Source organism: Streptomyces flavofungini (assembly GCF_030388665.1).
Classification (GTDB): domain Bacteria; phylum Actinomycetota; class Actinomycetes; order Streptomycetales; family Streptomycetaceae; genus Streptomyces; species Streptomyces flavofungini_A.
This window is the reverse complement of record NZ_CP128846.1, coordinates 2619799-2642667: the sequence shown is the minus strand read 5'-3', so window position 1 is coordinate 2642667 and position 22869 is coordinate 2619799. Positions and strand designations below refer to the sequence as shown.

21 protein-coding genes are annotated in these 22869 nt (G+C 72.3%); 8 read left to right on the top strand and 13 right to left on the bottom strand.

Annotated elements, in window-relative coordinates:
- The first annotated feature begins 55 nt into the window (after positions 1-55).
- On the top strand, positions 56-847 hold the full coding sequence (locus tag QUY26_RS10235) for a maleylpyruvate isomerase family mycothiol-dependent enzyme (RefSeq protein ID WP_289945237.1): 792 nt from the start codon (positions 56-58) through the stop codon (positions 845-847).
- Between the two features lie 231 nt (positions 848-1078).
- On the opposite strand, the gene QUY26_RS10230 is transcribed toward QUY26_RS10235, so the two are convergent.
- The 5 genes from QUY26_RS10230 to QUY26_RS10210 form a co-directional block, all read right to left on the bottom strand.
- Positions 1079-1483, bottom strand: a complete 405-nt coding sequence (locus QUY26_RS10230) for a VOC family protein (RefSeq protein ID WP_289945236.1) — start codon at positions 1481-1483, stop codon at positions 1079-1081.
- Positions 1484-1647: 164 nt separating this feature from the next.
- Complete coding sequence (locus tag QUY26_RS10225) at positions 1648-2847, bottom strand: hypothetical protein (RefSeq protein WP_289945234.1); 1200 nt, start codon at positions 2845-2847, stop codon at positions 1648-1650.
- Entirely contained in the window at positions 2829-3692 is an 864-nt protein-coding gene (locus tag QUY26_RS10220) for an ABC transporter ATP-binding protein (RefSeq protein WP_289945232.1), read from the bottom strand. The genes QUY26_RS10225 and QUY26_RS10220 overlap by 19 nt, the downstream gene beginning before the upstream one ends.
- Positions 3693-3895: 203 nt before the next feature.
- The gene (locus QUY26_RS10215; RefSeq protein ID WP_289945231.1) at positions 3896-5278 is read right to left on the bottom strand and encodes an aspartate aminotransferase family protein; all 1383 of its coding nucleotides are present in this window, start codon (positions 5276-5278) and stop codon (positions 3896-3898) included.
- On the bottom strand, positions 5263-5772 hold the full coding sequence (locus tag QUY26_RS10210; protein WP_289945230.1) for an Lrp/AsnC family transcriptional regulator: 510 nt from the start codon (positions 5770-5772) through the stop codon (positions 5263-5265). The genes QUY26_RS10215 and QUY26_RS10210 overlap by 16 nt, the downstream gene beginning before the upstream one ends.
- Before the next feature lie 156 nt (positions 5773-5928).
- Here QUY26_RS10210 and QUY26_RS10205 point away from each other — a divergent pair, with 156 nt between their 5' ends.
- The 3 genes from QUY26_RS10205 to QUY26_RS10195 all read left to right on the top strand — a co-directional run bounded on the left by QUY26_RS10205 (position 5929) and on the right by QUY26_RS10195 (position 11740).
- Positions 5929-7368, top strand: a complete 1440-nt coding sequence (locus tag QUY26_RS10205) for a gamma-aminobutyraldehyde dehydrogenase (RefSeq protein WP_289945228.1) — start codon at positions 5929-5931, stop codon at positions 7366-7368.
- A 216-nt stretch (positions 7369-7584) separates the two neighbouring features.
- Positions 7585-10383 (top strand): hypothetical protein, encoded by a 2799-nt coding sequence (locus tag QUY26_RS10200; RefSeq protein WP_289945226.1) that lies wholly within the window; start codon positions 7585-7587, stop codon positions 10381-10383.
- 181 nt (positions 10384-10564) lie between these two features.
- Entirely contained in the window at positions 10565-11740 is a 1176-nt protein-coding gene (locus QUY26_RS10195; protein WP_289945224.1) for a polyamine ABC transporter substrate-binding protein, read from the top strand.
- A gap of 15 nt (positions 11741-11755) precedes the next feature.
- On the opposite strand, the gene QUY26_RS10190 is transcribed toward QUY26_RS10195, so the two are convergent.
- On the bottom strand, positions 11756-12175 hold the full coding sequence (locus tag QUY26_RS10190) for a hypothetical protein (protein WP_289945222.1): 420 nt from the start codon (positions 12173-12175) through the stop codon (positions 11756-11758).
- 127 nt (positions 12176-12302) lie between these two features.
- On the bottom strand, positions 12303-12911 hold the full coding sequence (locus QUY26_RS10185) for a TetR/AcrR family transcriptional regulator (RefSeq protein ID WP_289945220.1): 609 nt from the start codon (positions 12909-12911) through the stop codon (positions 12303-12305).
- Positions 12912-13095: 184 nt separating this feature from the next.
- On the opposite strand from QUY26_RS10185, the gene QUY26_RS10180 reads away from it, so the two are divergent.
- On the top strand, positions 13096-13842 hold the full coding sequence (locus tag QUY26_RS10180) for an SDR family NAD(P)-dependent oxidoreductase (RefSeq protein ID WP_289945219.1): 747 nt from the start codon (positions 13096-13098) through the stop codon (positions 13840-13842).
- A gap of 53 nt (positions 13843-13895) precedes the next feature.
- Here QUY26_RS10180 and QUY26_RS10175 read toward each other — a convergent pair whose 3' ends face one another.
- The gene (locus QUY26_RS10175) at positions 13896-15083 is read right to left on the bottom strand and encodes a serine hydrolase domain-containing protein (RefSeq protein ID WP_289945217.1); all 1188 of its coding nucleotides are present in this window, start codon (positions 15081-15083) and stop codon (positions 13896-13898) included.
- A gap of 148 nt (positions 15084-15231) precedes the next feature.
- Positions 15232-15603 (bottom strand): winged helix-turn-helix transcriptional regulator, encoded by a 372-nt coding sequence (locus tag QUY26_RS10170; protein WP_289945216.1) that lies wholly within the window; start codon positions 15601-15603, stop codon positions 15232-15234.
- Positions 15604-15737: 134 nt separating this feature from the next.
- Here QUY26_RS10170 and QUY26_RS10165 point away from each other — a divergent pair, with 134 nt between their 5' ends.
- On the top strand, positions 15738-16412 hold the full coding sequence (locus tag QUY26_RS10165; RefSeq protein ID WP_289945214.1) for an NADPH-dependent F420 reductase: 675 nt from the start codon (positions 15738-15740) through the stop codon (positions 16410-16412).
- A gap of 15 nt (positions 16413-16427) precedes the next feature.
- Here the strand turns inward: QUY26_RS10165 and QUY26_RS10160 are convergent, their stop codons facing one another.
- The 4 genes from QUY26_RS10160 to QUY26_RS10145 form a co-directional block, all read right to left on the bottom strand.
- Positions 16428-17255, bottom strand: a complete 828-nt coding sequence (locus tag QUY26_RS10160; protein WP_436840298.1) for an SAM-dependent methyltransferase — start codon at positions 17253-17255, stop codon at positions 16428-16430.
- Positions 17252-17977 carry a glycerophosphodiester phosphodiesterase gene (locus QUY26_RS10155; RefSeq protein ID WP_289945211.1) on the bottom strand — a complete coding sequence of 242 codons (726 nt, stop codon included), beginning with the start codon at positions 17975-17977 and terminating at the stop codon, positions 17252-17254. Before QUY26_RS10155 ends, QUY26_RS10160 begins: the two co-directional genes overlap by 4 nt.
- Before the next feature lie 95 nt (positions 17978-18072).
- Positions 18073-19131, bottom strand: coding sequence for an adenosine deaminase (locus tag QUY26_RS10150; protein ID WP_289945208.1), 1059 nt, complete (start codon positions 19129-19131; stop codon positions 18073-18075).
- 167 nt (positions 19132-19298) lie between these two features.
- Positions 19299-19832, bottom strand: a complete 534-nt coding sequence (locus QUY26_RS10145) for an NADAR family protein (RefSeq protein WP_289945204.1) — start codon at positions 19830-19832, stop codon at positions 19299-19301.
- 207 nt (positions 19833-20039) lie between these two features.
- On the opposite strand from QUY26_RS10145, the gene QUY26_RS10140 reads away from it, so the two are divergent.
- Positions 20040-21545, top strand: a complete 1506-nt coding sequence (locus QUY26_RS10140) for a gamma-aminobutyraldehyde dehydrogenase (RefSeq protein ID WP_289945201.1) — start codon at positions 20040-20042, stop codon at positions 21543-21545.
- Positions 21546-21617: 72 nt separating this feature from the next.
- Entirely contained in the window at positions 21618-22862 is a 1245-nt protein-coding gene (locus tag QUY26_RS10135; RefSeq protein WP_289945199.1) for a polyamine ABC transporter substrate-binding protein, read from the top strand.
- Positions 22863-22869 lie beyond the last annotated feature (7 nt).

Sequence of the window (22869 nt, the reverse complement as noted above, 5' to 3'; positions counted from 1 at the left end):
CGCGGTGCCGGAAATGGGGCTGTCAGCAGCGCAGATCTCGATCTATGGTTCGGCCATGACGAGACTTGGTTACGACCGCTACCGCGCCGAAGTCGGCCGTCAGCTGCAGCTGTTCCGCGAGACGCTGGTGGGCGCCGACCTCACGGTCACCGTGCCCACCTGCCCCGAGTGGACCCTCGGCCAACTCGCCCGGCACACCGGCGGTGCCGTGCGGTGGGTCGAGGCGCATGTCCGGACCCGGGCCGAGAAGAACATCCCCGAGTCGGACGTCCCGGACTTCGCGGGCCCCGCCGACGACGACCCCGCCGCACTCGACGCGTGGCTCGCCGAGACGGCGGAGCTGATCGACGCGGCCTTCGCGGGGGCCACGGGGGAGACCGCCGTGTGGACGTGGGCGGCGGAGCACACCGCCGAGTTCTGGGCGCGACGGATGACGCACGAGGTGGCCGTGCACCGGGCCGACGCGGCGATCGCCGCGGGCGTCGAGTACGTCGTCGCGCCCGAGGTCGCGGCCGACGCGATCGACGAGTGGCTGGAGATCGTGCAGTACGTCCAGCGGACCCAGCTGTCGGACAACGCGGTGGAGTTGCGCGGGGGCGGGCGGACCCTCCATCTCCACGCCGTGGACGCGGAGGCGTCGCTCGACGCGGAGTGGGTGGTGGAGCTGGCCGAGGAGGGGGTGGTGTGGCGTCGGGCCCATGAGAAGGCCGACGTCGCGGTTCGTGGGCCGCTCACGGAGGTCCTGCTCGCCTTCTACCGGCGGCGGGGCTTGGACTCCGGGCGGGTTGAAGTACTGGGGGACCGGGAGCTGTTGGAGTTCTGGCTGGAGCGGGCCTCGTTCGGGTGAGCCCTGCCGTGACGGCGCTGTGGTCCGGGGCTGTGCCGTGCCGCCCCTGGCGGCCCGCGCCCACCGCGTGACCGACGGCCTGGACGTGGTGTCCGGCGAGCGAACCACTCGCCGCGACGACCTCGTCGAACTCGGCGAGTGTCTCGATCTCACGGTCGCCCGGGGTGCGGGGCGGATGCTTCGGAGGGCAGCATCCGCCCCTGCTGGGCACCCCTGGGACGCGACTTCGGATCAGCCCTCGACCTGCGTCGGGTCCATCCAGATGACCTCCCAGGTGTGGCCGTCCAGGTCGTCGAACGCCCGGCCGTACATGAAGCCGTAGTCCTGGGTCTTGCCGTCCGTGGCGCCCGCCGCCACCGCCTTGTCGACGAGCGTGTCCACGGCCTCGCGGCTCTCGGCGCTCAGCCCCACGAGGACCTCGCTGGTCTTCGTGGCGTCGGCGATCTCCTTCGTCGTGAACTGCGCGTAGTGCGACTTGCTGAGCATCATTGCGACGATCGTGTCGCTGATCTTCACGCAGGCGCAGTCGTCCGTCGAGAACTGGGGGTTGAGCTCGTAACCGAGGCTGGTGAAGAACTTCTTGGAAGCCTCGACGTCGTTGACGGCCAGGTTCACGAAGATCATCTGCTGGTACATGTGCGTCTCCCGTGGGGTGTGTGCCTCGCGTAAGCGCCTGTGTGCGTCTTACGCAGGATTAGACGACCCTCCGGAGCAGAACTCATCGCTCTTCGCGAAATTTCTTGTACGAGTTTTCGAGGGCGCCGGATCCGGGGGCGCCCCGGGCCGCCTCGCGGCACCGCTCACCGGCCGAGCGGCAGTGCCGAAACCTCCGCCACCAGCCACGTCACCGGCCCGAACACCGCGAGCAGCGCCCCGGCCCGCAGGGCCGCGCACCCCCGCAGGAGCCCGGCGGGCGCCCCGAGCCGCAGCAGCGCCGCCGTGGTGTCGGCCCGGGCGTGCCGTGCCTCGACGGCGGCCGTGGCGAGCGTCAGGACGGCGCAGCCCGCGACGACCACGGCGCCGAGGGTGGTGAGCGGGCCGATGTCCGAGGCGCCGCCCGGTGCGTCGGCGTACAGGGTGCGGGCCGCGTAGGCGCCCGACGCCACCGCGCACACCACGCCGAGCGGCCGTCCGATCCGCCGTGCCTCCTGCTGGAGCACGCGCCCCGCGAGCAGCCGCAGCGCCCCGGGCCGCACGGCCTGGAGCAGCCGCCCGCACAGGTGGGTGAGGGCGGGCCCGGCGAGGGCGAGACCGACGGCGGTGAGCCCCCAGCCGGCGAGGACGCCGACGGGGCTGCCGGCGAGCCCGCCGGGCAGGCGCGGGCCCGAGCCGTCGTCGGCGCTGCTCGCGTACGTCTCGGCGGCGAGTCCGGCGGCGAACAGCGCGACGCCCCAGGGCAGTCCGCCGGGGGCGGCGGCCGGGGGCGCGATGTCGGTGGGGTCGGCGTCGGGGGCGGGACCGGTGGCGGGCGTCGCGTCGGATCCGGGCTTGGCCCGGCGCGGGCGCAGCGCGAGGGCGCTGGCCACGGACGCGGCGAGCGGCACGAGCGCGAGCAGGGTCAGGGCGGCGGCGAGCGGCAACGGCCGGTCGGCGGCGAGGAGTTCGGCGGCGGCGCCGTCGAACGGCAGGCCCGTCAGATCGCCGCGCAGATGCAGGAAGAACAGCAGCGCGAGCATGGAGCCGAGCGTGCAGGCCACGGCCGTGGTCATGGCGGAGATGACCATGAGGCGGCCGGGCCCGAGCCCGATGGAGGCGAGCCCGGGGCGTGGTTTCGTGCCGGGGTCGGCGCGGGCCACGGCGACGGCGAAGTGGACGGTGGCGGCGAGCGGGGCGGCGCACCAGGCCAGCCGGAGCACGGCGCCGGTGGACCCGGCGTGGCCGAGCGCGTACCCGAGGGCGCACAGGAGCAGGAAGCCCGTTCCGGCCGCCGCGGCGGCGACCAGGAGCCTGCGCAGCTGGACCAGGGGGTGGGAGCCGCGGGCTAGGCGGAGAGCGAGCACGCGGCCCGGCCTTCCGTGTCGGAGTCGGTGGGGGCGGCCGCGTCGACGGGACCGGAGGCGGCGGCCTCGGCGGGTCCGGGGGAGGCGGTGGACGCGCCGGTGACGCGGGAGCTCTTCGTGGCACCGGCCCGTCCGCCCGGCCCCGCTTCCTCCCCCGGCAGGTGCACGGTGTGCACGCGCCGCCCGTCGAGCAGCGTCACCGTGCGGTCGGCGAGCGAGGCGACCTCGGCGTCATGGGTGGCGAGGACGACGGTGATGCCGTGCGAGCGGGCCGCCGTCGTCAGGGTGCGCAGGACGTGCGCGCGGTCGGCGCGGTGCAGTGGCGCGGTGGGCTCGTCGGCGAAGAGCACGGTCGGCGCGCAGGCCAGGGCGCGGGCCACACAGACGCGTTGACGCTCGGCCTGGGTGAGGGCGTGCGGGCGTTTGCGGGCGCAGTCGCCGATGTCGAGGCGCTCCAGCCACTCGTGGGCGGCGGTGCGGGCGCCGCGCCGGGCGCCGCCGCGCAGCATCAGGCCGAGGGCGGCGTTCTCCCAGGCGTTGAGTTCCGGGACGAGCCGGGGCTCGGGGTCGATCCAGCCGAACTTGTCGCGGCGCAGCCGTTCGCGGGCGAGCGGGCCCATGGTGTGCACGGGCGCGGAGTTGAACCACACCTCGCCCTGGTGGGCCAGGAGCTGGCCGGACAGACAGCGCAGGAGCGTGGTCTTGCCGCTGCCGCGCGGGCCGCCGACGGCCAGGATCTCGCCCTCGCGGACACCGAGCGAGACGCCGGTGAGCGCGGGGGATCCGTTGCGTGTGACGTGCAGGGCGCGTGCCCACAGCACGTCGTTGTCCGGCGGGGCCACCATGGCGTACACCTCGGTTCAGATCAGATTGCCTCCCCCGTACGGGGGAACGAAGGCTGGGCCGATCGGTCACTGGGCACGCTAAGGATTCGGCACCGGGGGCCGGACAAGGACGCGGCCCGGGTGCGCCCATCTCACTCGGATGGGCGCACCCGGGCCGGTCACGGCGCTCGGTGCGGGGCGGGCCCGGAAGGGGCCGCGACGGCTCAGATCTTGGTCCAGGCCTCCGTCAGGACCTGCCGCACGATGCCCTCGATCTCGTCGAACGTCGACTGGTCGGAGATCAGCGGCGGCGACAGCTGGATGACCGGGTCACCGCGGTCGTCGGCGCGGCAGTACAGGCCGTACTCGAAGAGCTTCTTGGAGACGAAGCCGTAGAGCACGCGCTCCGACTCCTCGTCCGTGAAGGACTCCTTGGTGGCCTTGTCCTTCACCAGCTCGATGCCGTAGAAGAAGCCGTTGCCGCGGACGTCGCCGACGATCGGCAGGTCGTGCAGCTTCTGCAGGGTGGTCAGGAACGCGGACTCGTTGTCGAGCACGTGCTGGTTCAGGCCCTCGCGCTCGAACAGGTCGAGGTTGGCGAGGCCGACGGCGGCGGAGACCGGGTGGCCGCCGAAGGTGTAGCCGTGCAGGAAGGTGTTGTCGCCCTTGTAGAACGGCTCGGCGATGCGGTCCGAGACGATCGCGGCGCCGATCGGGGAGTAGCCCGAGGTCATGCCCTTGGCGCAGGTGATGATGTCGGGGACGTAGCCGAACTTGTCGCAGGCGAACATCGTGCCGAGGCGGCCGAAGGCGCAGATGACCTCGTCGGAGACGAGCAGCACGTCGTACTGGTCGCAGATCTCGCGCACGCGCTGGAAGTACCCGGGCGGCGGCGGGAAGCAGCCGCCCGCGTTCTGCACCGGCTCCAGGAAGACCGCGGCGACGGTCTCGGGGCCCTCGAAGAGGATCTCCTGCTCGATCTGGTCGGCGGCCCAGCGGCCGAAGGCCTCGGGGTCGTCGCCGTGGATCGGGGCGCGGTAGATGTTGGTGTTCGGGACCTTGTGGGCGCCGGGGACCAGCGGCTCGAAGGGGGCCTTGAGGGCCGGCAGACCGGTGATGGACAGGGCTCCCTGCGGGGTGCCGTGGTAGGCGACCGCGCGCGAGATGACCTTGTACTTCGTGTGGTTGCCCGTGAGCTTGTGGTACTGCTTCGCCAGCTTCCAGGCGGTCTCGACGGCCTCGCCGCCGCCGGTGGTGAAGAAGACCTTGTTCAGGTCGCCGGGGGCGTACTGGGCGAGGCGCTCCGCCAGCTCGACGGCCTTGGGGTGGGCGTACGACCAGATGGGGAAGAAGGCGAGGTCCGCGGCCTGCTTGGCGGCGACCTCGGCCAGCTCGCGGCGGCCGTGCCCGGCCTGGACCACGAACAGGCCCGCGAGGCCGTCGAGGTACTTCTTGCCCTTGTCGTCGTAGATGTAGGTCCCTTCGCCACGCACGATGGTGGGAACGGGCGCGTTCTCGTACGACGACATGCGGGTGAAGTGCATCCACAGGTGGTCGTACGCGGTCCGGCTGAGGTCCTTGGTGCTCACGGCTATCGGGTTCCCCACATGTAGGTCTGCTTCTTGAGCTTGAGGTAGACGAAGCTCTCGGTGGAGCGCACGCCGGGGAGCGCGCGGATCCGTTTGTTGATGACTTCGAGCAGGTGGTCGTCGTCCTCGCAGACGATCTCGACCAGGAGGTCGTGCGAGCCCGCGGTCATCACCACGTACTCCGCCTCGGGCATGGCGGCCAGGGCGTCCGCGACCGGGTCCACGTCGCCCTCGACGTCGATGCCGACCATCGCCTGGCGCCGGAAGCCCACGGTGAGCGGGTCCGTCACGGCCACGATCTGCATCACACCCTGATCGAGCAACTTCTGCACCCGCTGGCGCACGGCCGCCTCGGAGAGGCCGACGGCCTTGCCGATGGCGGCGTACGGACGGCGGCCGTCCTCCTGGAGCTGCTCGATGATCGCCAGGGAGACGGCGTCGATCGACGGGCTGCCGCCGCCGCGGGAGCTGCTGGGGTCTGCGCTTCGACTTGCCACGGCATCACTGTGCACGACGTCTCGTCTGTTCCGCAAGCCCGAAGCGATGAAATTCGTTGTTCGATAAGTCTGGAGGAACGGATTTCGCAGATCTGGAGGGCTGGGTATGTTGAAAGCGTCGGTGTAACGACTAGGGTGGGTGTCTCATCCACTGGACAGGAGGGCTTGGCAGTGACCACCGAGCTGCGCCGTCTGCGCAACTACATCAACGGCGAATTCCGGGACGCGGCCGACGGGCGGACCACCGAGGTGATCAACCCGGCGACCGGCGAGGCGTACGCGGTGGCACCGCTCTCGGGCCAGGCCGACGTCGACGCCGCCATGAAGGCCGCCGCCGACGCCTTCCCGGCCTGGCGCGACCTGGTGCCCGCCGAGCGGCAGAAGTACCTCCTCAAGATCGCCGACGCCTTCGAGGAGCGCGCCGAGGAGCTCATCGCGGCCGAGGTCGAGAACACGGGCAAGCCGATCGGACTCACGCGGTCCGAGGAGATCCCGCCCATGGTCGACCAGATCCGCTTCTTCGCGGGCGCCGCCCGGATGCTCGAAGGGCGCGCCGCCGGTGAGTACATGGAGGGTCTGACCTCCATCATCCGGCGCGAGCCGATCGGCGTCTGCGCGCAGGTCGCGCCGTGGAACTACCCCATGATGATGGGCGTGTGGAAGTTCGCCCCGGCGCTCGCCGCGGGCAACACGGTCGTCCTCAAGCCGTCCGACACGACCCCCGCGTCGACGGTCCTGATGGCCGAGATCATCGGCTCCATCGTGCCGCCGGGCGTCTTCAACGTCATCTGCGGCGACCGTGACACGGGCCGCGCCATGGTCGAGCACAAGATCCCCGCGATGGCCTCCATCACCGGCTCCGTGCGCGCCGGCATGCAGGTCGCCGAGTCCGCCTCCAAGGACCTCAAGCGGGTCCACCTGGAGCTCGGCGGCAAGGCGCCCGTCGTGGTGTTCGAGGACACCGATATCGCCAAGGCCGTCGAGGACATCTCGGTCGCGGGCTTCTTCAACGCGGGCCAGGACTGTACGGCCGCGACCCGTGTGCTCGTCCACGAGTCCATCCACGACGAGTTCGTGACCGCCCTCGCCAAGGCCGCCGCCGACACCAAGACCGGCCGGCCCGACGACGAGGACGTGCTCTACGGCCCGCTCAACAACGCCAACCAGCTGAAGCAGGTCACCGGCTTCATCGAGCGGCTGCCCGCGCACGCCAAGGTCGAGGCGGGCGGCCAGCGGGTCGGCGAGAAGGGCTACTTCTTCGCGCCGACCGTCGTCTCCGGCCTCAAGCAGGACGACGAGATCATCCAGAACGAGGTCTTCGGCCCCGTCATCACCGTCCAGTCCTTCACGGACGAGGCCCAGGCGATCGAGTACGCGAACGGCGTCGAGTACGCCCTCGCCTCCTCGGTGTGGACCAAGGACCACGCCCGCGCGATGCGCCTGTCCAAGGCCCTCGACTTCGGCTGCGTGTGGATCAACACCCACATCCCGCTGGTCGCGGAGATGCCGCACGGCGGCTTCAAGAAGTCCGGCTACGGCAAGGACCTCTCGGCGTACGGCTTCGACGACTACACGCGCATCAAGCACGTGATGACCTCGATCGAGGGCTAGTCCCCTCCATCGAGAGTGGTCCGGGACCCGTCGGCCGCAGGCCGCGTGCTCCGGCGGGGCGCCTAATTCGGATGCCCTGATCGCCGCCCCCGCGTACCGTTGCGTACGCGGGGGCGGCTCCCGTTGTGTGCTTCCTTCTCCCTTCTTCTGCGAAAAGATCCGTAGCGCACACACTCTCCGCCCCCGCTTGTGCTTGTACGACGGGGGTGTGACCTGATGACGACGACCGACGACCTCGCTGCGCTGCTGCTGCGCCGCCGACAGAGCGTGTACGTACCCTCCGGCGCCGGACGGTCCGCGCAGACCGAGGCGGCCGTGGTCGTCCTCGAAGCCGAACTCGCCGACCGCGGCCATCTGTTGACCGCCCCGCTGCGCCGCGCGCTCACGGACCTGCCCACCGCCGAACTCGCCGTGACCGGCATGCGGCTGCTCGCGGACGTCGACGCCCTGCTGGGCTCCGACCGCCACCACGCCCCGCTGTTCGCGCGCTTCCCCGAGGAGATCCCGTACCAGCACGCGTACGACCGCTACACCTCCGTCGTCGTCGCCCACCTCGCCGCCCAGCCGCACCAGCCCTGCATGAACTGCGCGGGCACCAAGGCGCGCGTGCGCGCGCTCGCGCCCTGCGCGCACCTGGTGTGCGACAACTGCCACGGCGTGATGGTGGACTGGGGCTGCTGCGAGGACTGCTGCATCTGGTACGCGTGCCCGATCTGTGAGAAGCGCTACGAGACGGACGGGCCCACCGACCCCTGGATCGACACGGGGGCCGAGCACGGCGGTGACGGCGGCGACGTCCTGCGTGCCCTGCGCCTCGGCACCCCCGACGACGCGGAGGCCGAACTCGCCGCGCTGCTCGCCCGGCGCACCCCGCTGAACCCCCAGGACCACGACGACCTCGTGCTGTTGCTCGCGCGGGCCCACGCGGACGACCGGGCGGCCGGTGGATCCGACCGGGGCGAGCCGGGCGGCCTCGCGTGGCTGCCGGACGAGATACCCCTGCGCGAGAGCAAGGCCCTCGCCCTCGCACCGCTCCTGGACGACCCGGCCACGCGGCCGCTCGTCGCCCGGTACGCGAACACGGCCACCGACGTGCTGCGGCTGCTCGTCGTGCGGTCCGGCGGCGACCCCGACCTGCTCGAACTGCCGCGCCTTCGGCGGGTGTCGCGGCCCGTGCGGCGCGAACTGCTGGGTCTGCTCGACTCGTTCGAACTCGGCAGTCTCTGCGAGGACTTCGCCCGGTACCCCGGCGCCTGGAAGCGCGTTGCGGAGATCCTGCACCCCTTCGAGGGCGGCGCGCGGGCCGGGCGGCACCCTCGTGCCGCGCTCGCCTTCGCCGTGCTGCGCGGTACGCGGCTCGACGACCCCGCGCTCACCGAGGTGCTGCTCGGTGAGGCCGCCCGGCACGACGACATTCGTCTGGACGGGGATCGGCTGCGCCACATCGGCTGGCAGGGGCGCGTCGAGGCCGCGCTCGCTCGTTGGGACACCACGGCCGCGACCGCTCTGCTGCGGGCACGGCCCGGTGAGCTGCTGCGGCGGCTCGATGTGCTGCTGGCCCGGTCGGGTGAGGAGGCGCTGCCCGAGGTGGTCGCGGAGGCGCTGGCGCACGCGCTGCCGCGGGTGGGTGCGGGGCCGTTGCTCGGTGCGTACGGCCGGATGAAGGTCCGGGGGGCGCCCGGGGGGCGGCGTGTTTTCTTTCCGCGCGGTCGGGTGACCAAGGCCTACGCGGTCGATGACGACCGGCCGCCGCTACCGTCCCGGGTGGCGTGCCGGGTCGCGGAGCTGATCGAGGCGGAGGCGGTGCGGCGGCTGGGGGCGGGCCCTGCCGGGGGCCTCTCCACTGCGCCCGATCAGCGCGCTGGGCGCGCGGGCACCCCTTCCCGCAACCAGGGGCTGCCGCCCCTGGACCCCGCTGATCGCCGCTTCGCGGCTCGTCCTCGAACGCCGGACGAGCGGATACTCAGCCGGTCCGGTGGCGTGCCGTACGGCATCGCCGTCCTCGACGCCTCCCTCGCCGATCTTCCCGTGCCGTTCGCCGAGCGTGCCTCCGCCGCTTCGCTCGTCTCCGTGCCGCGCGGCAGCTCGCTGCCCATGCCCGGGGAGAGCGAGCGTGTCCGGCTCTTCCTGCACTGGATGCAGCCCAAGGGCGTGCGGGTCGACCTCGACCTGTCCGTCGCCCTGTTCGACGACGCGTGGCGGTTCGTCGGCCTTTGCGACTACACCCAGCTGGAGTACGCGGGCGGCGCCGCCCTGCACTCCGGCGACCTGACCTCGGCGCCCGCGCCGCACGGAGCCACCGAGTACCTGGACCTGGACCTGCCGCGGCTGGCCAAGGCCGGGGTGCGGTTCGTCGTGCCCGCCGTCCTGTCGTACAACAACGTGCCCTTCGACGAACTCCCCGACGCCTTCGCCGGGTTCATGGCCGTGGACCCGGCGACGCGGGAGCGCGTGCGCTACGACCCGCGCACCGTGCGGCAGCGGTTCGACCTCGCGGGCGACGCGGCGCTGCGCGTGCCGATGATCATGGACCTGCGCTCGCGCCGTGCCTGGTGGGCCGACCTCACGCTGGCCACGGGCGACGGCAACCACAGTGTCTGGCGCCACCGCGCGGCGCTCGCCCGGGCCGGGCACGACCTGGTCGACACGTTCGAGGCGGGCGGCCGGGCCACGCTGTGGGACCTGGCCTGCTGGACGGCGGCTGCCCGCACCGACGGGGACGTCCTGGTGCGCGGGCGCGGGCACGTCCTGTGGGGGTACCGCCGGGAGCCGGACGAGCCGCGCGCCGACTTCGCCGTGCGCATCCGGGACGCGTGGGAGCCCGATGTGCTGTGCGCGGAGCCGGAGTTGGCGGACCGGCACGCGCTGGTCGCCCTCGTGCACGGGGACCTCGCGGGGGCGGAGCGCGCCGCGTCGGGCACGGCGTACCGGCTCTTCCCCGGCGTGCTCGACGAGACGCCGCTGACGCGCGTGACGGCGTCGGACCTGGCGGGGTGGCTGGCGCCGGGCGGCTGAGGGCCCGGGCCGCACCCCGGTGCGGGCCGACAGCATGTCGCCCCGCGCCACCCCCGCCCCGACGCACCGTCCATTGCCCGGCCCCCGCGCGCCCGTGCATGCTGCCGAGGTGCGAGCGAACCCGAGAGCATTGCGAGCGAACCCTGAAGGCCCCGCCTGCCACCGTGTCGGCGGGGGCGGTGTGTCCCGCCGGGCCCTGCTGCGCGCCCTCGGCGGCGGGGCCACGGCCGCCGGGGTGGCCGCGCTCGCCACCGGCTGCGGGGTTCCGGCCGCGTACATAGCGCCCGACGAGCGCGGCGCGGCCGACCGCTCGCGCACGGAGCGGAAGGTGGCCTTCGCCAACTGGCCGCTCTACATCGACACCGACGACAAGGACAAGTCGAAGCGGCCCACCCTGGACGCCTTCGAGAAGCGCACCGGCATCGACGTGCGCTACACGGAGGAGATCAACGACAACGACGAGTTCTTCGGCAAGATCAGCCCGTCCCTGATGAACCACCAGGAGACCGGCCGCGACCTCATCGTCATCAGCGACTGGATGTGCGCCCGCTTCGTGCGCCTCGGCTGGGTGCAGGAGATGGACCGGGCCCGGCAGCCGAACGTCACCGAGCACCTCGACCCGCTGCTTCGCTCGCCGCACTTCGACCGGGGCCGCAAGTTCACCGTCCCCTGGCAGTCCGGCATCACCGGCATCGCGTACAACAAGAAGCGGCTCGGCCGGGAGATCCGGCACGTGTCGGACCTGTGGGCGGGCGACCTCAAGGGCCGCGTCACCCTGCTTTCCGGCCTCGACGAGGCCTTCGGGCTGCTGATGCAGGGCGACGGCGTCGACATCACCCGGTGGACGGCGGACGACTTCCACCGCATGTGCGACCGGGTCGAGAAGCTCGTCGACAGCCACCACATCCGCCGCTTCACCGGCAACGACTACATCAAGGACCTCGCCGGCGGCGACGTCCTCGCCTGCCAGGCCTACAGCGGCGACGTCATCCAGCTCCAGGCCGACGACCCCGACATCGAGTTCGTCGTCCCGGAGGAGGGCGCCGAGCTGTGGGCCGAGTCCCTGATGATCCCGAACCTCGCCCGCCACAAGGCCAACGCGGAACGGCTCATCGACCACTACTACGAGCCCGAGGTCGCCGCCGAACTCGCCGCCTGGGTCAACTACGTCTGCCCCGTGCCCGCGGCCCGCGACATCCTCGCCTCGTCCAAGGACAAGGAACTCGCGGCGCTCGCCGAGGACCCGCTGATCTTCCCGGACGACGCGATGCGCGAGCGGCTAGTGATCGCGCGGGACATCACGTCGCGGGAGCGCACCGAGTTCGCGAAGCGGTGGAACTCCCTGGCGGGGCTGTAGAGCGGGGCTCCGGCGTCACCCGAGCGAGTTCCTGCCGCAACTGCCGTGCGCGGTACCGAGGATCCGCGAAGCCTGCTTCCCGTCGAGCTTCAGTTCCCGCCTGGTCTTCTTGACCTGGTCGACGAGGGCCTGACCACGGGCGGCGCAGAGCGCGCTGCCATGGGTCACGAGCTCGTCGTCGCCGATGCGGTCCAGGTCCGGGTAGTTGTCCCGAATCGTCTTGAGGTAGAACGCGGCCGAGACCTCCGTCAGCCCGCGCGCTCCGTCGGGGGACGCCGACGGGCTCCCTGACGGGGCGGACGGGGCGGACGAGGTGGACGTGGCAGGCGGTGTCGCCGAGGCGCTCGACCCGCGGTCCCCGGACGAGTCGCATGCCGAGGCGCCGAAAGCGGCGAGTGTGAGGCAGACGGCGAGCAGGGGCAGACGGTTGTGCATGAATCTCCTGGTACAGAGGTGAACCGAAGGATTCTCCCCCATACCCGGCACCGGCCCCCGCACCGGCCCCCGTACGGCCCCCCGTACCGACCCTCGCCTCAGCCGAGGACGTCCTGCCTGACGTGGGTCAGGGCCCCGGAGCGGCCACCACGTCCCACGCGGCCATCGCCCGGTCCACCGTCCTGTCGAGGTCGGCGCTGGTCGCCCCGTCGCGGGCCTGCACCGACATGCCCTGGATGACCGTGGTGTAGAAGGCGGCCATGGCCTCGGTGTCCGTGCCGGCGGGGAGTTCGCCCTCCCGGACGCCCCGGTCCAGACGGCGGGCCACCATCTCCGCGCCCGCCTTCCGCCAGCCCGACAGGTGCTCCCACACGGGGGCGTTCGCGGCCGAGCAGTTGGTGGCGGCGAGCACGATCATGCAGCCGCTGGGGCTGTTCCTGTCGGCGTACGCGCGCGCGTTCTCGCGCAGCACGCCCTCCACCGCCGCCCGGGCCGACGGGACTTCGTCCATCCGTGCCATCGCGGAGCCCTCGGTGGCGTTGTACAGCGTGACCGCCTCGCGGAACAGCGCCTCCTTGGAGCCGAAGGCCGCGTACAGGCTGGGCGAGGCGATGCCCATCGCGGAGGTGAGGTCCGTCATCGACGTGGCCTCGTACCCCTGCCTCCAGAACACCTCCATGGCCCGGCGCAGCGCCGTGTCCCGGTCGAAGGCCCGGGGCCGTCCGCGTCCCGCCACGGCTGTCGCCTCCCTCGTCCCTGTGCCCGCCGAAATTCTGTAGTGACTGACAAATATAGGGCCTGACGTGCTTGACGTGCCGATGCGCCCGTGTGAAAGTTTTCTGTGTCGATCGGCACAGAAATAGTGTCCGGGGTCGGCGCGCATACAGGGACACGGACGAGAACGAGACGTGGGGTCGGGGATGACTGAGCTGGTGGGCAAGGCCGCGCTGGTGACGGGTGGCAGCCGGGGGATCGGGGCGGCGATCGTGCGGCGTCTCGCGCGGGACGGGGCCGATGTGGCGTTCACCTATGTGAGCCCGGCCGGGAAGGCGAAGGCCGAGGCCGTCGTCGCCGACGTGGAGGCCGCGGGACGGCGGGCCGTCGCCATCCAGGCCGACGCGGCGGACGCGGACGCGGTGCGGGAGGCCGTCGCGCGGGCCGCGCGGGAGCTGGGCCGCCTGGACATCCTGGTCAACAACGCGGGCGTGTACCCGTACGGGCCGTTCGAGGACGTCACCCTGGAGGAGCTCGACCGCACCCTCGCGATCCACGCCCGCGCCGCCTTCGTCGCCGGGCAGGCCGCCGTCGCGCATCTGCCGCGGGGCGGGCGCATCGTGAGCATCGGCAGCAACCTCGTGCACCGGGTGCCGTTCGGCGGCATCGTCCTGTACTCCATGAGCAAGTCCGCCCTCAGCGGCTTCACCAAGGCCCTCGCCCGTGAACTCGGCCCCCGCGGCATCACGGTCAACGCCGTCCATCCCGGCTCGACGGACACCGACATGAACCCGACCGACGGGGACAGCGCCGACTTCCAGCGCGGCATGACCGCCCTCGGCCACTACTCGGAAGCCGACGACATCGCGGCGACGGTGGCCCACCTGGTGGGTCCGGGCGGGCGCACCGTCACGGGCGCGGAGTTGACGGTGGACAGCGGGACGAACGCGTAGGTCCGGCGCGCGGGCGGGGGGTCGGGCGGGGGCGGCGCGGGCGGGCGGAAGGGTCAGTCGCGGGCGGGCTTGAGCGCCGCCTTGATGATGCGCTCGGCGACCGGATTCATGTCCTGGCCCTTGGCGTCGGTGGAGTTGACCGAGTAGACGAGGACGGTGTCCAGGTTCCGGGTGGCGGCGAGGATCGAGTTGTAGCCGTGCCGCCCCCCGGTCTTCAGCCACACGACCCGCCCGTCCGGCGCCTCGTACCGCGTCAAGCCCGCGCTCATCGTGGCGCCCTCGATGCCCTCAGGCACCGTGAACATCTCCTCCAGCTGCGGCTTCGGCACGATCCTGCCGCGGAACAGCGCGACGGTCAGCCGCTCCAGGTCGGCCGTCGTGGAGATCATGTCGCCGCCCGCCATCCGGTCCCGCTGGTTCCACTCGGTGACGTCGACGAGCCGCGTCCCGCCGCCGGGCTCCGGCACGGCCTGGTAGCCGCGGTTGTGCGGGCCGTGGATACGCGGGTCGGTGCCGGGGAAGGAGGAGTGCCGCATGCCCGCGCGCTTGAGGACGCGCCGGGTGGCCTCCCGCTCGTAGGAGTGTCCCGTGACCTTCTCGACGAGCAGCCCGAGCAGGGTGTAGTTGATGCCCAGGTACTCCTGCTCGACCCCCGGGTCGTGTGCGGGCCCCTTCGCGATCGACGTGACGGCGACCTCCTGCGGCGTGAGCGTCTCGAAGCGGTTCGCGTACAGCTCCTCGAAGGTCTTGCCCAGCGACCGCCCCGGCCTCAACCCGCTGGTGTGGTTGAGGAGTTGGCGTACGGAGATGGGCTTGCGGAAGGCGTCGGCGTTCCGGGCGAAGAGGTCGGGCAGATAGCGCTGCACGGGCGCGTCCAGGTCGACCCTGCCCTCGGCGGCGAGCTGCAGCACGACGGCCGCCGTCACCACTTTCGTCGTGGACCCGGCCCGGAACCGCCCCTCGGGGACGGCGGCCCGCCCCGACTTCAGGTCCCGCACCCCCGAACTCCCGTGCCACGACGCCTTCTTCCCCCGCACCCGCACCAGCGCGGCGGTCGCGTCGGCATCGGGCAGCCCCGCGATGGCTGCGCGCAGCGCCTCGGCGTCGGGCTCCGAGCGGGTGTCCGCGGCGACGGCGGACGCCGGTCCGGCGCTGCTCGCGAGGGCGGGTGCCGCGGTGGCCGTGAGGCCGAGAGAGACGGCGGCGGCGATCGTGGCGGACAGGCCGGCACGTACACGCATGGGCTGCTCCAGGGTGAGTGACTGCGGGTTCTCTCTCATCCTGTGCGGCGGACGGGTGGGGGCGGATCGTCGCCGGGGAGGGGAGGGGACCCTGAGGCGAGTCCGGGACAACTGATGTGTTTCTAGGGGTAGTTGTAGGGGTGTCCCCTCAGGGGGGCTCGGCTCTGTCCTGGGCCGCGAGGACCTCGTCGCCGTGTTCGTAGGCCCAGGCGCCGAACGCCTCGATCGGGGTGAGGAGGGTGCGGCCGAGGTCGGTGAGCGCGTATTCGACGCGGGGCGGGGACTCGGCGTAGGCGTGGCGGGTCAGCAGGCCGTTGTACTCCAGGCGGCGGAGGGTCTCGGTGAGGATCTTGGGGCTGATGCCGCCGATGCGGTCGCGCAGTTCGCGGGGGCGCAGCGGGCCGTGCCGCAGGGCCCAGAGGGCCACCGCGTTCCAGGTGTTGGCGAGCAGGTCGAAGGCGAGGCGGGCCCGGCAGTCGGCGAGGAAGTCGGTCGGTTCGTGGGGCGTCACCCTTCGCATGGTGCCCCAGGCGCGGTGCGGCGGCGTAGGCGGGCCGAGACTTACCGATCGGTGCCCGAGCGGCTTTCTAGTGTCGTTCTCGTACTGCCGGTCAGCGGGCCGGCGCAGGGGATGGACGAGGGAGAGCTGCGCGCATGCGGATAGGGATTCTTGGAGCCGGGAAGATGGCCGAAGCGCTGGGCGGCCAGTGGGTGCGCGCCGGACACGAGGTGTTCGTCGGCGGGCGTGACGAGGGCCGGGCGGCCGCCCTCGCGGGGCGGATCGGCGCGGCGGGCCACGGCTCGCTGCGGACCGCCGTCGAGTGCGGGGACGGTGCCGTGCTGCACGCGCTGCCGTACGCGGCCGGGGCCGACGTCGCCGCGGGGCTCGCCGACGCCTTGCGCGGCCGGGTCCTGATCGACTGCTCCAACCCCGTGGGCGAGGGCTTCGCGCTGCTCACCGGGGGTGCTCCGTCGGCCGCCGAGCGGCTGGCGGCCGCCGCGCCCGGCGCCCGCGTGGTGAAGGCGTTCAACCTGTGCCACGACAGCGTGTGGCGGCTCGCGCCGCCCGTGTTCGACGGGCGGCGCCTCGCGGTGCCGGTGTGCGGTGACGACGAGGACGCGCTGGACGTCGTCCGCGCGCTGGTACGGGACATCGGCTGCGTGCCCTACACCGCGGGCGGCCTCGGCCGGGCCGGGCTCGTGGAGGCGACCGCCGCGCTCCTGATCGGCCTCTGGGTCGGCGAGGGCGTGGACGCGCAGGCCATCGTGCCGCCCGTCGGCGTGGTCGCGGGGGAGCCGGACCAGGCGGCCCGTGCGGGGCTGCGCTAGGGCTTGGGGGTGGTGCTAGGGCTTGCGGCCCACCGCGCCGAGCTGCGGCACCGGCTCCGCCCCCGGGAACCGCCAGCGCGCGCACGAGTCGACGCCCGGGGCGAGGAGGTCGAGGCCCTCCATGAACGACAGGAACTCGGCGCGGGTGCGGCCCGTGATCGGCGGGGTCGCGTTCGCGTTCCAGAAGTCCATGGCCGGCTGGTTGTCCGCGCCGCCGACGTCGGCGTCCAGGGTGGGGTGGGTCAGGACCAGGTAACTGCCGGACGGCACCGCGTCCATGAGGGTCCGAACGATCCCGCGGGCCACGTCCGTGTCGGGGATGAAGTTGAGGATGCCGAGCAGCATCACGGCCACCGGCTGCTCGAAGTCGAGGGTCTCGGCGGCGATCCGCAGGATGCGCTCGGTGTCCCGGGCGTCCGCGTCGATGTACGCGGTCGTGCCCTCGGGGGAGCTGGTCAGCAGGGCGCTCGCGTGGGTCAGGACGATCGGGTCGTTGTCCACGTACACGACGCGGGCGTCCGGTGCGAGGCGCTGCGCGACCTCGTGGGTGTTGTCGCCCGTGGGCAGGCCCGTGCCGATGTCCAGCAACTGGCGGATGCCCGCGTCGCCAACCAGATGCGCCACCGCCCGGCCCAGGAACGCCCGGTCCGCGCGGGCCACTTCGCCGATGCCCGGGAACATCTCGACGACCTGCTCGCCGACCGCGCGGTCCACCGCGTAGTTGTCCTTGCCGCCCAGCCAGTAGTTCCAGACGCGGGCGTTGTGCGCCACGTCGGTGCGGATGCGGCCGGTGCCGTCCTGGCTCTGCGCGTTCGACAAGTCCGCTGCGTGCTCTGCGCTCACTCGTGCGGTTCCTTCCCTGTCTCCAGGCGATGCCGCCGGGGTCCTCGGGACAGCTCGGCGGCGAGTGCGTCCACGCGGTTGGTGGTGAGGGAGTCCACCCCGTGGGAGATGAGCTTACGCATGGAGCGCCGGGTGTCGGGAGTCCACGCGGACACCAGCAGACCACTCGCGTGCACCCGGTCCACCAGGTCCCGACTCACCAGGCCGAAGCGGTAGTTGAGCCAGCGCGGGGTGATCGCGGCGAGCAGGGCGGGCCGGGGCGGGGCGAGCGACTTCCAGGTGAGGGCGATCTCCGCGGCCGGGTCCGCGGCCCGCACCGCGAGCATCGCGCCGGGGCCGGCGCAGTAGTACGCCCGGTCGGCCGCGCCGCAGTCGCCGACGACGCCGACGACGGCGCGCGCCACCTCGGGGGTCGCGTCGGGCAGGTCGAGGAGGACGCGGTGGCCGTCCGTCTCCTTCAGAGCCTCCGCGAGGGTGGGCACGCCGCCTCCGGTCAGCCCGCGCACCTCGTCGGCGGACAGCGCGGCCAGCGGCCGGTCGTGGTCCCAGAGGCGTGTGAGGCTCGTGTCGTGCAGCAGGACGGGCACGCCGTCGCGGGTCAGGCGGACGTCGATCTCCACGGCGTCCGCGCCCCGTTCGAGCGCGGAGCGCAGGGAGGGGAGGGTGTTCTCGCGGACGCGGTAGGGGTCGCCCCGGTGGGCCACGGCAGTCACGGTGCGCATGGGTCCCATTGTGGCGGGGGACGGGCCCCGGGACGTGTCGGCCCCGGGGCCCGTCCGCGGCGCGCCCAGGCGGGCGGCAGAAGGCCGGTCGTGCGTCAGGAGGCCAGCCAGTTCTCCGTGTACGCGTCGATCTCCGCGGTGATCCTGTCCTTGCCCGCCCGGTCCAGGAACGACGCCTCGACGCCGTTCTTCGCCAGGTCGGCGATGCCGCGCTCGTCGAGGCCGAGGAGGCGGGCGGCGACCGCGTACTCGTTGTTGAGGTCGGTGCCGAACATCGGCGGGTCGTCGGAGTTGATCGTGACGATGACGCCCGCGTCCACGAACTGCTTGAGCGGGTGCTCGTCGAGGGTGGTGACGGCGCGCGTGGCGATGTTCGAGGTCGGGCAGACCTCCAGCGGGACGCGGTGCTCGGCCAGGTGCGCGAGGAGCTTCGGGTCCCTGGCGGAGCTGGTGCCGTGCCCGATGCGCTCGGCGCGCAGGTGCGTGAGCGCGTCCCAGACGGTCTCGGGGCCCGTGGTCTCGCCCGCGTGCGGCACCGAGTGCAGGCCGGCGGCGATGGCGCGGTCGAAGTACGGCTTGAACTGCGGGCGCGGTACGCCGATCTCGGGGCCGCCGAGGCCGAAGGAGACCAGGCCCTCGGGGCGGATGCCGTCGGTGGTGGCGAGCCGCGCCGTCTCCTCCGCCGACTCAAGGCCCGCCTCGCCCGGGATGTCGAAGCACCAGCGCAGGACCACGCCGAGGTCGGCCTCGGCGGTCTTGCGGGCGTCCTCGATGGCGGCCATGAAGGCGCGCTCGTCGATGCCGCGGCGGGTGGAGGAGAAGGGGGTGATGGTCAGCTCGGCGTACCGCACGTTCTGCCGGGACAGCTCGCGGGCCACCTCGAAGGTGAGGAGGTGGACGTCGTCGGGGGTGCGGATGAGGTCGACGACGGACAGGTACACCTGGATGAAGTGGGCGAAGTCCGTGAACGTGAAGTAGTCCGCGAGGGCCTCGATGTCGGTCGGCACCTTCGAGTCGGGGTGCCGGGCGGCGAGGGCCGAGACGATCCGGGGGGAGGCGGAGCCGACGTGGTGGACGTGGAGTTCCGCCTTGGGCAGTCCGGCGATGAACGCCTGCGTCTGCGCCTGCGCGGCGGGGTTGTGCTGGTCGGGCATGGGTTCCTCCCCGGGAACACGGTGTGATCGGCTGATCGGATGACCCCCGCGGGGGTCGGGGATCATCGTAGGACGCGGTCCCGGAGGGCTTCCGGGGCGCCCTGCACCCATCGCCCCGGCCGCCCGGCCGCCCACAGCGGGCGCGGCTCCCGGGCGGGGCAGCGCTCTCACCGCAGGCGCTCCCGCGCCTCCATCAGCGCGAGCCCCAGGAGATTCAGCCCCCGCCACCGCGCGGGATCCTCGATCCGCGGATCGTCGGCGGCGAGCCCGACGCCCCACACCCGGTCCACCGGGCTCGCCTCGACGAGGACCCGCTCCCCGGTGCCGACGAGATACGCCCGCAGCGCGTCGTCCGAGGAGAACTTGCGCACCGACCCCTCGACCACGATCCCGAAGCGCTCCCGCTCCCAGACCTCGTCGTCGAACCCCCGCACAAGGCGCCCGGCCCGCTTGGCCTCGGCGGGCGTCCGGGCGGACAGCGCCGCCCGCTCGGCGTCGGCGTCGTCGAAGAGGCGGGCCTTCGCGGCCATCATCCAGTGCTCCGCCGTCGCGTACTCCACGCCGTCGGCCGTGAACGGCGAGGGCCACCACTGGCTGAGACAGCCGGCCCCCAGCGTGCCGTCCCGACGTGGGGCGTGCCCCCAGAAGCGCAGGTACTCGACCCTGCCCCTGCCCGTGTCCTCCCCCGTGACATCGCTCATGCACGCCACTCTGGCAGGCACCACTGACATTCCGTCCCACAATTTCCAGGCCGACTCGACATCTGGTCGACAGATTCCGTCGCGTAACCAAAAGGCAACAACGGAATCGCTTGCTGGACCCACGACCCCCTGTCAGGATCGGCACTCAAATCGATCTGGAACTACGCCGACCCTCTCGGGACGGGGCGGCCGGCGGAGGAGAGCGTCATGCACACATTCCAGGCGCGGGACCGTTTCGCGGACGGCGCCCAGTACATCGCGGGACGCCTCACCCAGGGCACCTCAGGACGTACCCACGCGGTCGTCGATCCGGCCACGGGCGAGGAGGTCCTCAGCTACGAGCTCGCGGGCCCCAAGGACGTGGACACGGCCGTCGCCGCGGCCGCGGGCGCCTACGACGGCTGGGCGGCCGCAAGCCCCGGTGAGCGCTCCGACGCCATGCACCGCTTCGCCGCGGAGCTGTCCGCGCGCGCCGAGGAGCTCGCGCAGGCCGAGTCCCTGCAGTGCGGCAAGCCGATCAAGCTGAGCCGCGAGTTCGACGTGCCGGGCACCATCGACAACACCGCCTTCTTCGCGGGCGCCGCCCGGCACCTGGCGGGCCAGTCGGCGGGGGAGTACGACGGCGGCGACCACACCTCGTACGTCCGCCGCGAACCGATCGGCGTCGTCGGCTCCATCGCGCCCTGGAACTATCCGCTCCAGATGGCCGCCTGGAAGGTCCTCCCCGCCATCGCCGCGGGCAACACCATCGTCCTGAAGCCGTCCGAGCTCACCCCCTTCACGTCCCTGCTCTTCGCCGAGGCCGCGACCGCCGCCGGGATCCCCGACGGCGTCGTCAACATCGTGAGCGGGGCCGGGCAGGAGGCCGGTGAGCACCTGGTCGGCCACCGTGACGTCGTCATGACGTCCTTCACGGGCTCGACCGGCGTCGGCAAGCGCGTCGCGGAGGTCGCCACCGCCACCGTCAAGCGGCTGCACCTGGAGCTCGGCGGCAAGGCGCCCTTCGTGGTCTTCGACGACGCCGACCTGGAGGCCGCCGTGCACGGGGCCGTCGCGGGCGCCCTCATCAACAGCGGCCAGGACTGCACCGCCGCCACGCGCGCGTACGTGCAGCGGCCCCTGTACGACGCCTTCGTCGCAGGCGTCGCCGACCTGATGGCGACCGTGCGGCTCGGCGACCCCTTCGACCCGGCCACCGACCTCGGCCCGCTCATCTCGCACGCGCACCGCGACCGCGTCGCCGGCTTCGTCGACCGGGCCCGCTCCTACGCCCGCGTGGTGACGGGAGGCGAGGCACCCGACCACCCCGGGGCGTACTACAAGCCCACCCTCATCGCCGACGCCGCGCAGGACAGCGAGGCCGTGCAGGCGGAGATCTTCGGCCCGGTGCTCGTCGTGCTGCCCTTCGACTCCGACGCCGACGGCATCCGCCTCGCCAACGACACCCCCTACGGGCTCGCCGCCTCCGCCTGGACCCGGGACGTCTTCCGCGCGGGCCGCGCGACCCGCGAGATCAAGGCGGGCTGCGTGTGGGTCAACGACCACATCCCGATCCTCAGCGAGATGCCGCACGGCGGCTACAAGGCGTCCGGCTACGGCAAGGACATGTCCGCCTACTCCTTCGAGGAGTACACCCAGATCAAGCACGTCATGTACGACAACACCGCGGTGGCCAGGAAGGACTGGCACCGCACGATCTTCGGGGACCGATAGCCGCACGCGGGGACGGGCGCCGCGCGACCGGACGGCGCCCGCCCGCTCACCTCCCGAAAGGGCAGCAAGCGCATGGAGCACTACGAGCCCGACTCCCTGTCCCCGGCCCAGTTCGCCGCCGCACGGCGCGCCCTGCGCGGCGGCTCCGCCGCGATCGGCCGCCGTTCGGTGCTGCGCGCCTCCGCCGGCGGCCTGCTCGCCGCGGGCGGGCTCGGCGCCCTGAGCGCCTGCGGCATCCCCGCGGCCGGCAAGGGCGAGGGCGGCATCGCCGCGGACGACCGCTCGGACAAGGACAAGCGCGTCCACTTCTCCAACTGGACCGAGTACATGGACGTCGACAAGGACGAGCGGCGCCCCACCCTCGACGCGTTCACGAAACGCACCGGCATCAAGGTCAAGTACACCGAGGACATCAACGACAACAACGAGTTCTTCGGCAAGGTCAAGCCGCAGCTCGCCGCCGGGCAGGACACCGGCCGCGACCTGATCTGCGTCACGGACTGGCTCGCCGCCCGCCTGATCCGCTTCGGCTGGGTGCAGAAGCTCGACCCGGCCCAGCTGCCGCACGCCTACGCCAACCTGTCCGCCCAGTTCCGCTCGCCCGACTGGGACCCCGGGCGCGCCTACTCGTACCCCTGGACCGGCATCTCCACGGTCATCGCGTACAACAAGAAGGCGACCGACGGAGAGAAGATCACGTCGGTGTCGCAGCTCCTTGACGACCCCAAGCTCAAGGGGCGCGTGGGGTTCCTCTCCGAGATGCGGGACTCCATGGGCATGGTCCTCCTCGACCTCGGCAAGGACCCCGCGAAGTTCACCGACGACGACTTCGACGCGGCCGCCGCTCGGCTCCAGAAGGCCGTCGACAAGAAGCAGATCCGCCGCTTCACCGGCAACGACTACACCGCCGACCTCGACAAGGGCGACCTCGCCGCGTGCGTGGCCTGGGCCGGTGACGTCGTCCAGCTCAAGCTCTCCAACCCCGACATCGAGTTCGCCGTCCCGGACAGCGGCTACCTGACCTCGACGGACAACCTCCTGGTCCCCAACAAGGCGCGCCACAAGCGCAACGCCGAACGGCTCATCGACTACTACTACGAGCCAGGACCCGCCGCCCGCCTCGCCGCCTACATCAACTACGTGTGCCCCGTGGACGGCGTCCGCGAGGAGCTCGCGAAGATCGACCCCAAGGCCGCGGCGAACCCGCTGATCATCCCCGACAAGGCCATGGCCGCCAAGTCGCACGCCTTCCGTTCGCTCAGCCCCAAGGAAGAGGCCGCGTACGAGGGGAAGTTCGCGAAGCTCACCGGTTCCTGACGTACAC

Coding starts and splice junctions, on each gene's coding strand:
- QUY26_RS10170 (WP_289945216.1), bottom strand. CDS start 15,603: ATGCGAAGGGTGACGCCCCACGAACCGACCGACTTCCTCGCCGACTGC.
- QUY26_RS10155 (WP_289945211.1), bottom strand. CDS start 17,977: ATGCGCACCGTGACTGCCGTGGCCCACCGGGGCGACCCCTACCGCGTC.
- QUY26_RS10180 (WP_289945219.1), top strand. CDS start 13,096: ATGACTGAGCTGGTGGGCAAGGCCGCGCTGGTGACGGGTGGCAGCCGG.
- QUY26_RS10140 (WP_289945201.1), top strand. CDS start 20,040: ATGCACACATTCCAGGCGCGGGACCGTTTCGCGGACGGCGCCCAGTAC.
- QUY26_RS10165 (WP_289945214.1), top strand. CDS start 15,738: ATGCGGATAGGGATTCTTGGAGCCGGGAAGATGGCCGAAGCGCTGGGC.
- QUY26_RS10235 (WP_289945237.1), top strand. CDS start 56: ATGACGAGACTTGGTTACGACCGCTACCGCGCCGAAGTCGGCCGTCAG.
- QUY26_RS10220 (WP_289945232.1), bottom strand. CDS start 3,692: ATGGTGGCCCCGCCGGACAACGACGTGCTGTGGGCACGCGCCCTGCAC.
- QUY26_RS10135 (WP_289945199.1), top strand. CDS start 21,618: ATGGAGCACTACGAGCCCGACTCCCTGTCCCCGGCCCAGTTCGCCGCC.
- QUY26_RS10190 (WP_289945222.1), bottom strand. CDS start 12,175: ATGCACAACCGTCTGCCCCTGCTCGCCGTCTGCCTCACACTCGCCGCT.
- QUY26_RS10150 (WP_289945208.1), bottom strand. CDS start 19,131: ATGCCCGACCAGCACAACCCCGCCGCGCAGGCGCAGACGCAGGCGTTC.
- QUY26_RS10230 (WP_289945236.1), bottom strand. CDS start 1,483: ATGTACCAGCAGATGATCTTCGTGAACCTGGCCGTCAACGACGTCGAG.
- QUY26_RS10200 (WP_289945226.1), top strand. CDS start 7,585: ATGACGACGACCGACGACCTCGCTGCGCTGCTGCTGCGCCGCCGACAG.
- QUY26_RS10145 (WP_289945204.1), bottom strand. CDS start 19,832: ATGAGCGATGTCACGGGGGAGGACACGGGCAGGGGCAGGGTCGAGTAC.
- QUY26_RS10175 (WP_289945217.1), bottom strand. CDS start 15,083: ATGCGTGTACGTGCCGGCCTGTCCGCCACGATCGCCGCCGCCGTCTCT.